Origin of the sequence: Salmonella sp. SG203, assembly GCF_013350575.1 — a bacterium.
Classification (GTDB): domain Bacteria; phylum Pseudomonadota; class Gammaproteobacteria; order Enterobacterales; family Enterobacteriaceae; genus Salmonella; species Salmonella enterica.
Map to the genome: position 1 here is coordinate 119483 of NZ_SNMT01000007.1, position 12998 is coordinate 132480.

The following is a 12998-nucleotide window of genomic DNA, read 5'->3' on the forward strand; positions in this document are numbered from 1 at the left end:
TAAAACAGCGACGGAAATGATTCCCTTCCTAACGCAAATTCCCTGATAATCGCCACTGGACTTTCTGCTTGCGCGGTAAGGCAGGATAAGTCGCATTACTGATGGCTTCGCTATCATTGATTAATTTCACTTGCGACTTTGGCTGCTTTTTGTATGGTGAAGGATGCGCCACAGGATACTGGCGCGCATACACAGCACATCTCTTTGCAGGAAAAAAACGCTATGAAAAATGTTGGTTTTATCGGCTGGCGCGGAATGGTCGGCTCTGTTCTCATGCAACGCATGGTAGAGGAGCGCGATTTCGACGCTATTCGCCCTGTTTTCTTTTCTACCTCCCAGTTTGGACAGGCGGCGCCCACCTTCGGCGACACCTCCACCGGCACGCTACAGGACGCTTTTGATCTGGATGCGCTAAAAGCGCTCGATATCATCGTGACCTGCCAGGGCGGCGATTATACCAACGAAATTTATCCAAAGCTGCGCGAAAGCGGATGGCAGGGTTACTGGATTGACGCGGCTTCTACGCTGCGCATGAAAGATGATGCCATTATTATTCTCGACCCGGTCAACCAGGACGTGATTACCGACGGCCTGAACAATGGCGTGAAGACCTTTGTGGGCGGTAACTGTACCGTTAGCCTGATGTTGATGTCGCTGGGCGGTCTCTTTGCCCATAATCTCGTTGACTGGGTATCCGTCGCGACCTATCAGGCCGCCTCCGGCGGCGGCGCGCGCCATATGCGCGAGCTGTTAACCCAGATGGGTCAGTTGTATGGCCATGTCGCCGATGAACTGGCGACGCCGTCTTCCGCAATTCTTGATATTGAACGCAAAGTTACGGCATTGACCCGCAGCGGCGAGCTGCCGGTTGATAACTTTGGCGTACCGCTGGCGGGAAGCCTGATCCCCTGGATCGACAAACAGCTCGATAACGGCCAGAGCCGCGAAGAGTGGAAAGGCCAGGCGGAAACCAACAAGATTCTCAATACTGCCTCTGTGATTCCGGTTGATGGCTTGTGTGTGCGCGTCGGCGCGCTGCGCTGTCACAGCCAGGCGTTCACCATTAAGCTGAAAAAAGAGGTATCCATTCCGACGGTGGAAGAACTGCTGGCGGCACATAATCCGTGGGCGAAAGTGGTACCGAACGATCGTGATATCACTATGCGCGAATTAACCCCGGCGGCGGTGACCGGCACGTTGACTACGCCGGTTGGTCGTCTGCGTAAGCTGAACATGGGGCCAGAGTTCTTGTCGGCGTTTACCGTAGGCGACCAGTTGTTATGGGGCGCCGCCGAGCCGCTGCGTCGAATGCTGCGCCAGTTGGCGTAGTGGCTATTGCAGCGCTTATCGGGCCTGCGTGTGGTTCTGTAGGCCGGATAAGGCGCGTCAGCGCCGCCATCCAGCAATATCCGCCAGATAAGGCGTAGTCGGCAAGCAGACGTCAGATTGATATGTAGGGTGCATCGTCACCCTTTTTTTTGCGTAATACAGGAGTAAACGCAGATGTTTCATTTTTATCAGGAGTTAAGCAGAGCATTGGCTATTCTTTAAGGGTAGCTTAATCCCACGGGTATTAAGCCTAACCTGAAGGTAGGACGACGCAGATAGGATGCACAGTGTGCTGCGCCGTTCAGGTCAAAGAAGTGTCACTACCTGATGTTGAATTCAGTGAGATGGAGTGACGCCACAAAACAGGATGACAAACCATGTCCAGTCGTATCGATAGAGACGTGATTAATGCGCTAATTGCAGGACATTTTGCGGACCCTTTTTCCGTACTCGGAATGCACCAGACCCAAGCCGGACTAGAAGTTCGCGCCCTCTTACCTGACGCCACCGACGTATGGGTGATTGAACCCAAAACCGGACGTAAAGTCGGCAAACTGGAATGTCTCGACGCTCGCGGTTTTTTCTGCGGCGTTTTACCCCGACGTAAAAATTTCTTTCGCTATCAGCTCGCCGTGACCTGGCACGGACAGCAGAACCTCATCGACGATCCTTACCGTTTTGGTCCATTAATACAGGAAATGGATGCCTGGCTATTGTCGGAAGGCACCCACCTGCGTCCTTATGAAACGCTGGGCGCGCACGCCGATACGATGGATGGCGTCACCGGCACCCGTTTCTCCGTCTGGGCGCCTAATGCTCGTCGCGTTTCGGTTGTCGGGCAATTCAACTATTGGGATGGGCGTCGCCACCCGATGCGTCTGCGCAAAGAGAGCGGTATTTGGGAGCTGTTTATCCCCGGCGCGCATAATGGACAACTGTATAAATTCGAGCTGCTTGATGCGAACGGTAATCTGCGCATTAAAGCCGATCCCTATGCTTTTGAGGCACAGATGCGTCCGGAAACGGCGTCGATGATTTGCGGACTGCCGGAGAAAGTGACGCCAAGCGAAGAACGACAAAAAGCCAATCAGTTTGATGCGCCGATCTCGATTTATGAGGTGCATTTAGGTTCATGGCGCCGCCATACGGATAACAATTTCTGGCTGAGCTATCGTGAGCTGGCGGATCAGCTTGTGCCTTACGCCAAATGGATGGGCTTTACGCACCTTGAACTCTTGCCGGTTAACGAACATCCGTTTGACGGCAGTTGGGGCTACCAGCCGACCGGCCTCTACGCGCCGACCCGCCGCTTTGGTACGCGGGACGACTTCCGCTATTTCATCAATGCGGCCCATGCGGCGGGCCTTAACGTCATTCTCGACTGGGTGCCGGGCCATTTCCCGTCCGATGAATTTAGCCTCGCGGAGTTTGACGGCACCCACCTCTATGAGCACAGCGACCCGCGCGAGGGCTATCACCAGGACTGGAATACGCTGATCTACAACTATGGTCGTCGTGAAGTCAGTAATTATCTGGTGGGTAACGCCCTGTACTGGATGGAGCGTTTTGGGATTGATGCGCTGCGTGTCGATGCGGTGGCCTCTATGATCTACCGCGACTACAGCCGCAAAGAGGGCGAGTGGATACCGAACGAGTTCGGCGGTCGTGAAAACCTGGAAGCCATTGAGTTTCTGCGTAATACCAACCGCATTATTGGCGAGCAGGTGCCCGGCGCGGTCAGCATGGCGGAAGAGTCGACAGACTTCGCTGGCGTGACGCGTCCACCGGAAACGGGCGGCCTGGGGTTCTGGTACAAGTGGAATCTGGGCTGGATGCACGACACGCTGGACTACATGAAGCTGGACCCGGTGTACCGCCAGTATCATCACGACAAGCTGACCTTTGGTATGTTGTACAACCATACCGAAAACTTTGTTCTGCCGCTGTCGCACGATGAGGTGGTTCACGGCAAGAAATCCATTCTCGATCGTATGCCGGGCGATGCGTGGCAAAAATTCGCTAACCTGCGCGCTTACTATGGCTGGATGTGGGCCTTCCCCGGCAAGAAACTGCTATTTATGGGGAATGAGTTTGCCCAGGGACGCGAGTGGAACCATGACGCCAGCCTCGACTGGCACCTGCTGGAGGGGGGCGATAACTGGCACCACGGGGTTCAGCGTCTGGTACGCGATCTCAACCACACCTATCGCCATCATAAAGCGTTGCATGAGCTGGATTTTGATGCTTACGGCTTTGAGTGGCTGGTGGTCGATGACAATGAACGCTCGGTACTGATTTTTGTACGCCGTGATAAAGCCGGTAACGAGATCATCGTCGCCAGCAACTTTACGCCCGTTCCTCGCCACGACTACCGCTTTGGCATCAACCAGCCGGGACGCTGGCGTGAAATTCTCAATACTGATTCGATGCATTATCACGGTAGCAACACCGGCAATGGCGGCGTGGTGCACAGCGATGAGATCGAAAGCCATGGCCGTCAGCACTCTCTTAGCCTGACGTTACCGCCGTTGGCGACGATCTGGCTGATGCGGGAGGGGGAATGACGCAGCTTGCGATCGGCGAAGCAACGCCGCATGGCGCAACGTATGACGGTCATGGCGTGAATTTCACGCTCTTTTCCGCTCATGCGGAGCGCGTAGAGCTGTGCGTTTTTGATTCCCGCGGGAATGAGCGTCGCTATGACCTGCCAGGACGTCGCGGCGATGTCTGGCATGGTTATCTGGCAGGCGCCAGGCCAGGTTTGCGCTATGGCTATCGCGTACATGGCCCGTGGCAGCCAGCGCAGGGGCATCGGTTTAATCCGGCGAAGTTACTGCTTGACCCTTATGCGCGCCGGGTCGAGGGCGAACTAAAAGATCATCCGCTGTTGCACGGCGGACACGATGAACCGGACTACCGCGATAACGCGGCGGTGGCGCCGAAAAGCGTGGTAATCAGCGACCATTATGACTGGGAAGATGACGCCGCGCCGCGCACGCCGTGGGGAAAAACGGTCATCTATGAAGCGCATGTCAAAGGGCTTACCTACCTGCATCCGGAGCTCCCCCAGGAGATACGCGGCACCTATAAAGCGCTCGGTCATCCGGTCATGGTGGCGTACTTCAAACAGCTTGGCATTACGGCGCTGGAACTGTTGCCGGTGGCGCAGTTTGCCAGCGAGCCGCGCCTGCAACGTATGGGACTGACCAATTATTGGGGTTACAACCCGATGGCGATGTTCGCGCTGCATCCCGCCTGGGCCAGTTCGCCCGAGACGGCGCTGGACGAGTTTCGCGATGCGGTGAAAGCGCTGCATCGCGCGGGGATTGAGGTCATTCTGGACATCGTATTAAACCATAGCGCCGAGCTGGATCTGGACGGTCCAACCTTCTCCCTGCGCGGAATTGATAACCGTAGCTATTATTGGATAAGGGACGATGGCGATTATCACAACTGGACGGGGTGCGGCAACACGCTCAATTTAAGCCATCCCGGCGTGGTGGAATACGCGTGCGAGTGTTTGCGCTATTGGGTGGAAACCTGTCATGTCGATGGTTTTCGTTTTGATTTGGCGTCCGTCATGGGGCGCACGCCGACGTTTCGCCAGGATGCGCCGCTGTTCGCCGCGATTAAAGCGTGTCCTGTGTTATCAACGGTCAAGCTGATTGCTGAACCGTGGGATATTGGCGAGGGCGGCTATCAGGTCGGGAATTTTCCGCCACCGTTTGCCGAGTGGAACGACCATTTTCGCGATGCGGCCCGCCGATTCTGGTTGCCGCGTAACCTGACGACCGGGGAATTTGCCTGTCGTTTCGCCGCTTCCAGCGATGTGTTTAAACGCAATGGCCGCGCGCCCGGCGCCTCTGTCAATCTGCTCACGGCGCATGACGGTTTTACGCTCCGGGACTGCGTCTGTTTCAATCAGAAACACAATGAGGCGAACGGTGAGGAAAATCGCGACGGCACCAACAGCAATTACAGCGACAATCATGGTAAAGAAGGATTAGGCGGTCCGCTTGATTTAATGGAGCGGCGGCGCGACAGCATTCATGCCCTGCTGGCGACGCTACTGCTCTCTCAGGGAACGCCGATGCTGCTGGCAGGCGATGAACACGGCCATAGCCAGCACGGCAACAATAACGCCTACTGTCAGGATAATGCCTTAACCTGGCTGGACTGGCAGCAGGCAAATCGTGGGTTAACCACGTTTACCGCCGCGCTGATTCGTTTGCGTCAGCAGATACCGGCTTTAACCGGCAATAGCTGGTGGGAAGAAGGCGATGGCAACGTGCGTTGGCTGAATAAAAACGCGCAACCCTTGAGTGCGGATGAGTGGCAAAACGGGCCTAAGCTGATGCAAATTCTGTTGTCGGACCGTTTTCTGATTGCGATAAATGCCACGCTTGAGGTGACAGATATAGTTTTACCCGAAGGGGAATGGCGCGCCGTTCCCCCATTCGCTGGAGAGGATAATCCGGTGATAACGGCGGTCTGGCAGGGACCTGCGCATGGACTGTGTGTGTTCCAGAGAGGATAAAAAAGGAGTTAATCATGGTGAGTTTAGAGAAGAACGATCGTGTAATGTTGGCGCGCCAGCTGCCACTGAAATCTGTTGCCCTAATCCTGGCCGGCGGCCGCGGCACGCGTCTAAAAGATTTAACGAACAAACGCGCCAAACCAGCCGTCCACTTTGGTGGGAAGTTCCGCATCATCGATTTCGCCTTATCTAATTGTCTGAACTCCGGGATTCGCCGTATCGGCGTGATCACTCAGTATCAGTCCCACACGCTGGTGCAGCATATTCAGCGCGGCTGGTCACTGTTTAGCGAAGAGATGAACGAATTTGTCGATCTGCTGCCAGCTCAACAGCGTATGAAGGGCGAAAACTGGTATCGCGGCACGGCAGACGCGGTGACCCAGAACCTGGATATTATTCGTCGCTATAAAGCGGAATATGTCGTCATCCTGGCAGGCGATCATATCTACAAGCAGGACTACTCGCGTATGTTGATCGATCACGTTGAAAAGGGCGCGCGTTGCACGGTGGCCTGTATGCCGGTGCCGATCAAAGAAGCGACGGCGTTCGGCGTGATGGCGGTCGATGAAAGCGACAAGATTATTGATTTTGTCGAAAAACCGGCGAATCCCCCCGCAATGCCTGGTGACGCCAGCAAAGCGCTGGCCAGTATGGGCATTTACGTTTTTGACGCCGATTACCTGTATGAATTGCTGGCGGCAGACGATAAAGATGACGCTTCCAGCCACGATTTCGGTAAAGACATTATCCCCAAAATCACCCGCGAAGGTATGGCTTACGCGCATCCTTTCCCGCTCTCCTGCGTGCAGTCCGATCCACAAGCCGAACCGTACTGGCGTGATGTAGGTACGCTGGAAGCTTACTGGAAGGCGAACCTGGATTTAGCCTCGGTGACGCCGGAGCTGGATATGTATGACCAGAACTGGCCTATCCGTACGCATATGGAATCGCTACCGCCTGCGAAATTCGTGCAGGACCGCTCCGGTAGCCACGGTATGACGCTGAACTCGCTGGTCTCCGGCGGCTGCATTATCTCTGGTTCGGTGGTGGTGCAATCTGTGCTCTTCCCCCGGGTGAGAATAAATTCTTTTTGTAATATTGATTCGGCAGTGTTGTTACCTGAGGTTTGGGTAGGGCGCTCCTGCCGTTTACGTCGCTGTGTTATTGACCGTGCCTGTATTATCCCGGAAGGCATGGTGATTGGTGAAAATGCGGAAGAGGACGCTCGTCGTTTCTACCGTTCAGAAGAAGGTATTGTACTGGTCACGCGTGAAATGCTGCGCAAACTGCAGGTCAAACAGGAGCGATAATGCAGGTTTTACATGTATGTTCAGAGATGTTCCCCCTGCTGAAGACTGGGGGGCTGGCGGATGTGATAGGCGCGTTGCCTGCGGCACAAATTGCGGATGGTGTTGATGTTCGCGTTCTGCTTCCAGGGTTTCCCGATATCCGTCGGGGGATACCCGACGCGCATGTGGTGAGCCGCCGCGATACTTTCGCAGGTAAGATATCGCTGCTGTTTGGGCATTATAACGGCGTAGGCATTTATCTAATCGACGCGCCGCATCTGTACGAGCGTCCAGGCAGTCCCTATCACGATACGAATTTATATGCCTATACCGATAACGTGCTGCGCTTTGCCCTGTTAGGGTGGGTCGGCTGTGAAATGGCCTGCGGACTTGATCCATTCTGGCGCCCCGACGTGGTGCACGCCCATGACTGGCACGCTGGGCTGGCGCCCGCCTATCTGGCGGCGCGCGGGCGGCCGGCGAAATCGGTCTTTACCGTACACAACCTGGCCTATCAAGGCATGTTTTATGCAAAGCATATGGATGACATCGAACTGCCGTGGTCATTCTTTAATATGCATGGGCTGGAGTTCAACGGACAACTCTCCTTTTTGAAGGCCGGTTTGTACTATGCCGACCATATTACGGCGGTGAGCCCGACCTATGCGCGTGAAATTACCGAACCGCAGTTTGCTTATGGTATGGAAGGCCTGCTGCGCCAGCGTCATCTGGAAGGGCGCTTGTCCGGCATACTGAACGGCGTGGATGAGAAGATCTGGAACCCGGAATCCGATCTGCTGCTGGCGTCGCGCTACACGCGCGATACCCTGGAAGAGAAGGCGGAAAACAAACGTCAGCTACAAATTGCGATGGGGTTGAAGGTTAACGACAAAGTGCCGCTGTTTGCCGTGGTAAGCCGTCTGACCAACCAGAAAGGTCTGGATCTGGTGCTGGAGGCGTTACCGGGGCTGCTGGAGCAGGGCGGGCAGTTGGCGCTACTCGGCGCGGGCGATCCGGTGCTTCAGGAAGGGTTCCTCGCGGCGGCGGCGGAACACCCAGGGCAGGTTGGCGTACAGATCGGCTATCACGAAGCTTTCTCGCATCGCATTATGGGCGGCGCGGACGTTATTCTGGTGCCCAGTCGTTTCGAACCGTGCGGCTTAACGCAGTTATATGGCTTAAAGTATGGCACGCTGCCTCTGGTGCGGCGTACCGGGGGGTTGGCCGATACGGTCTCCGACAGTTCGCTGGAAAATCTGGCGGACGGTATCGCCAGCGGTTTTGTCTTCGAAGACAGTAACGCCTGGTCGTTGCTACGCGCGATTCGGCGTGCTTTTGTGTTGTGGTCACGGCCTTCGCTTTGGCGGTTTGTACAACGGCAGGCGATGGCGATGGATTTTAGCTGGCAAGTTGCCGCGAAATCATACCGCGAGCTGTACTATCGCTTGAAATAGTCATCCAGGAATCATTTATATGAATGCTCCGTTTACTTATGCATCGCCCACACTCAGCGTTGAGGCGCTTAAGCATTCTATTGCCTATAAGCTGATGTTTACGATTGGTAAAGACCCGGTCATTGCCAATAAACACGAATGGCTGAACGCCACGTTGTTCGCGGTGCGCGATCGTCTGGTGGAGCGCTGGCTGCGTTCTAATCGAGCCCAATTATCGCAGGAAACCCGGCAGGTTTATTACCTGTCGATGGAGTTTTTGATTGGTCGTACTCTCTCTAACGCGCTGCTCTCGCTGGGCATTTATGACGACGTTAAAGGCGCGCTGGAGGCCATGGGCTTAGATCTCGAAGAGCTGATCGATGAAGAGAATGACCCAGGGCTTGGCAACGGCGGCTTAGGACGGCTGGCGGCTTGCTTCCTGGACTCGCTGGCGACGCTAGGATTACCGGGTCGCGGGTATGGCATTCGCTACGACTACGGCATGTTTAAGCAGAATATTGTCGACGGGCGGCAAAAAGAATCTCCGGATTACTGGCTGGAATATGGCAACCCGTGGGAGTTCAAGCGCCACAATACGCGCTATAAGGTGCTTTTTGGCGGGCGCATTCAGCAGGAAGGTAAAAAAGCGCGCTGGATTGAGACGGAAGAGATTCTGGCCGTCGCGTATGATCAGATCATCCCCGGTTACGACACCGACGCCACTAACACACTGCGGCTGTGGAATGCGCAGGCCAGTAGTGAAATCAACCTCGGTAAATTCAACCAGGGCGACTACTTTGCGGCGGTGGAAGATAAAAACCACTCTGAGAACGTTTCACGGGTGCTCTATCCGGACGATTCCACCTATTCCGGACGAGAGCTACGCCTGCGTCAGGAGTATTTTCTGGTCTCGGCGACGGTGCAGGATATCCTGCACCGTCATTATCAACTGCATAAAACCTATGAGAATCTGGCGGATAAAATCGCCATTCACCTCAATGATACGCATCCGGTGCTGTCAATTCCGGAGCTGATGCGCCTGCTGATTGATGAACATAAATTTAGCTGGGACGACGCGTTTGAGGTGTGCTGTCAGGTCTTCTCTTACACCAACCATACGTTGATGAGCGAGGCGCTGGAAACCTGGCCCGTCGATATGCTGGGGAAAATTCTGCCCCGTCACCTGCAGATTATCTTCGAGATTAACGACTATTTCCTGAAAACGTTGCAGGAGCAATATCCCAACGATACCAGCCTGCTTGGACGCGCGTCGATTATTGATGAGTCGAACGGCCGCCGGGTACGGATGGCCTGGCTGGCGGTGGTGGTCAGCCATAAAGTCAACGGCGTTTCTGAACTCCATTCCAACCTGATGGTGCAGTCGCTGTTCGCGGATTTTGCGAAGATTTTTCCGACCCGTTTTTGTAACGTCACTAACGGCGTTACGCCGCGCCGCTGGCTGGCGCTGGCAAACCCACCGCTGTCTGACGTGCTGGATGAGAATATTGGTCGTACCTGGCGTACCGATCTTAGTCAGCTCAGCGAGCTGAAGCAGCATTGTGATTATCCGCTGGTCAATCATGCGGTGCGTCAGGCGAAGCTGGAAAATAAAAAACGGCTGGCGGTAGTGATAGCGCAGCAGCTTAATGTGGTGGTTAACCCGAAGGCGCTGTTTGACGTGCAGATCAAGCGTATTCACGAGTACAAACGTCAGCTGATGAACGTGCTGCATGTCATTACCCGCTATAACCGCATTAAAGAAAATCCGGAGGCCGACTGGGTGCCGCGGGTGAATATTTTTGCCGGTAAGGCGGCTTCCGCCTATTACATGGCAAAACACATTATTCATCTGATCAACGACGTGGCGAAAGTGATTAACAACGATCCGCAGATTGGCGACAAGCTGAAAGTAGTGTTTATCCCGAACTACAGCGTCAGCCTGGCGCAGGTGATCATTCCCGCTGCCGACCTGTCTGAGCAGATTTCGCTGGCAGGGACAGAAGCTTCCGGCACCAGTAATATGAAATTTGCCCTGAACGGCGCGCTCACCATTGGTACGCTGGATGGCGCGAACGTAGAGATGCAAGAGCATGTCGGCGAGGAGAATATCTTTATCTTCGGTAATACTGCCGAAGAGGTGGAAGCGTTGCGCAGGCAGGGTTATAAGCCTCGCGACTATTATGAAAAAGATGAAGAGCTACATCAGGTACTGACGCAGATTGGTAGCGGCGTCTTTAATCCGGAAGAGCCAGGCCGTTACCGCGATCTGGTAGATTCGCTGATTAACTTTGGCGATCACTATCAGGTGCTGGCGGACTACCGCAGCTACGTGGACTGCCAGGATAAGGTGGATGAGTTGTATCGTCGCCCGGAAGAGTGGACGACGAAAGCGATGCTCAACATTGCCAATATGGGCTACTTCTCATCGGACAGAACCATCAAAGAGTATGCCGAAAATATCTGGCATATTGATCCGGTGCGGTTGTAGCGGTTTAACGCTTGAGAACGGGGCCAAACGGCCCCGTTTTTTATCGTGGTATATTCGGGGGGTATGCCGATATTCGTCTGCTGAATCTGTTAGCGGCACTTGGTCTCTGTCATGGAAAAAGGGTTGAGTACTGGTGTATAGTATTAGCAGAAAAATCCATAATTAATTGATAATAATATGAAAAAGATTACGACATCTATTCCGGCTCTCGATAAAATTATGCGCGTATTTGCTTACCTTCTGGAGTGCGATGGCGCAACGTTTACCCAGATCCATCAAAATTCAGGGATTGCGAAAAGCAGTACCTCATCTTTGCTCAACGGCATGGTGGAGCATGGGTTATTACGCCAGGAAAAAGACAAGTATTATCTGGGGCTACGCCTGTATGAATTAGGTAATAAAGCGGCGGAACAGTATGACATTAAAAAAATCGCGTTACCGATTCTTGAAGAGATTCGCGATAACACCGGCCTGACCTGCCATCTTGGCGTTCTGGAGGGCGATGCCCCCATTTATCTTCTGAAAGTCGAAAGCCCACAGGCTATTGTGATTCGAAGCTGGGAGGGCAAGCGCCTCTCATTACATAGCTCAGGGCTGGGGAAGGTGCTGATTGCATGGCTTAGCGGGGAAGAGCTGGAGGAGTTGCTGCCTCCAGATCAGATATTAACGCGTTTTACGGATACGACGATCACAGATGTGAATATCCTTAAGCAGGAGTTAGCAGGAATTCGCCGTCGCGGCTGGGGTTATGATAACGAAGAAGACTCCCTTGGCGTGCGCTGCATTGCGGTGCCGGTATTCAATACGCAGGGGAAAGTGATCGCCGCCCTGAGCGTATCCGGCGTTACGTTCCAGATCCCCGATGATAAACGCGAGTCGCTTGCTACGCTGATGATGGATGCCAGCCGTAGCCTGACGCGTCTGATGTGCTGAAATAAAAAGACACAGCGGGCAAGAAGCCCGCTTTCGTCATCGCTTAAAGTCCCGCACGCTGTAAGATCTGCTTCAAATTCGAAATATGTTCTTCATTTGCCGGCAAAACGGGGGGCATTACATGAGTTGAAATATCGACTCCGCTAAGCTGAATTGCCTTTTTGATTATCCCGAAGAAAGGTGAATCCAGGCTGTAAATAGTGGAAAGCGCGGACAGCCGGCGCTGTAATCCGAACATTGTCTCATACTCTTTTTCACACCACGCGCGGTAGATCCCGCAGGTTAGCTGCGGCGCAAAGTTCGCTGTCGCTGGGATCCCGCCGTTGCCGCCTAAGATAAGTGTATCCATCATATATTCATCATAGCCGGAGAAAATAACGAAGTCCGGACGCACTGGCCTGACATTATTGATGATTTCACGAATATGGCTGATATTATCAACGGTATCCTTAATGCCGATAATATTGGGGTGATCCTGCGCCAGCCGGGTAATTAAATCAACGCTAAGGTCCTGTCCCGTCAATGCTGGAAAGTTGTAGAGAATGACCGGGCTTTTTATGTTATTAGCCACGGTTTTGAAATGATGATAAATATACTCATCGGTCAATCTGGCATAGTAGGGATTGAGTACCAGCACGGCATCGACTTCGAGTCGGTCGGCATGCTGACCATACTCAATCACTTCCTGCGTGCTGGTGCTGCTAATACCTAATAGTACTGGAATACGGCGGTTAATATGACGGACGCAAAACTCTGCGGTTTCCAGACGCAGCGCATTGGTCATATGGCAAAATTCCCCCCCGCTGCCCAGCAGTAATACGCCATTGACCTTGCTTGCAATAAGATGATCCAGCAAGGTTGCCATGCCGACTTTATCTAACTCTCCCTGCGCATTAACAATGGTCGGAACTGGCGGAAATACGCCGTGAAATTTCGTAATCTGAGTCATGTATTGATCCTTAAAACAGGCGAGCCGTAGCCCGCCAGGG

General features: G+C 53.9%; 8 protein-coding genes. 7 read left to right on the forward strand and 1 reads right to left on the reverse strand.

What is annotated here, in order from left to right; all coding sequences use genetic code 11:
* Positions 1-222 precede the first annotated feature (222 nt).
* The 7 genes from asd to HV477_RS12655 all read left to right on the forward strand — a co-directional run bounded on the left by asd (position 223) and on the right by HV477_RS12655 (position 12009).
* Positions 223-1329, forward strand: coding sequence for an aspartate-semialdehyde dehydrogenase (gene asd / locus HV477_RS12625; RefSeq protein ID WP_000799940.1), 1107 nt, complete (start codon positions 223-225; stop codon positions 1327-1329).
* 377 nt (positions 1330-1706) lie between these two features.
* A complete protein-coding gene (gene glgB, locus HV477_RS12630) occupies positions 1707-3893 on the forward strand; it encodes a 1,4-alpha-glucan branching enzyme (protein WP_020899336.1) in 2187 nt (728 codons plus the stop codon).
* Complete coding sequence (gene glgX, locus HV477_RS12635; RefSeq protein ID WP_000192491.1) at positions 3890-5866, forward strand: glycogen debranching protein GlgX; 1977 nt, start codon at positions 3890-3892, stop codon at positions 5864-5866. The genes glgB and glgX overlap by 4 nt, the downstream gene beginning before the upstream one ends.
* Before the next feature lie 14 nt (positions 5867-5880).
* On the forward strand, positions 5881-7176 hold the full coding sequence (gene glgC / locus HV477_RS12640; RefSeq protein ID WP_000253994.1) for a glucose-1-phosphate adenylyltransferase: 1296 nt from the start codon (positions 5881-5883) through the stop codon (positions 7174-7176).
* On the forward strand, positions 7176-8609 hold the full coding sequence (gene glgA / locus HV477_RS12645) for a glycogen synthase GlgA (RefSeq protein WP_001197669.1): 1434 nt from the start codon (positions 7176-7178) through the stop codon (positions 8607-8609). The genes glgC and glgA overlap by 1 nt, the downstream gene beginning before the upstream one ends.
* A gap of 19 nt (positions 8610-8628) precedes the next feature.
* The gene (gene glgP, locus HV477_RS12650; RefSeq protein ID WP_000993424.1) at positions 8629-11076 is read left to right on the forward strand and encodes a glycogen phosphorylase; all 2448 of its coding nucleotides are present in this window, start codon (positions 8629-8631) and stop codon (positions 11074-11076) included.
* Positions 11077-11253: 177 nt separating this feature from the next.
* Positions 11254-12009 (forward strand): IclR family transcriptional regulator, encoded by a 756-nt coding sequence (locus HV477_RS12655; RefSeq protein ID WP_000724553.1) that lies wholly within the window; start codon positions 11254-11256, stop codon positions 12007-12009.
* A gap of 43 nt (positions 12010-12052) precedes the next feature.
* Here the strand turns inward: HV477_RS12655 and HV477_RS12660 are convergent, their stop codons facing one another.
* Positions 12053-12958 (reverse strand): dihydrodipicolinate synthase family protein, encoded by a 906-nt coding sequence (locus HV477_RS12660; protein WP_000192193.1) that lies wholly within the window; start codon positions 12956-12958, stop codon positions 12053-12055.
* Between the last annotated feature and the right edge of the window lie 40 nt (positions 12959-12998).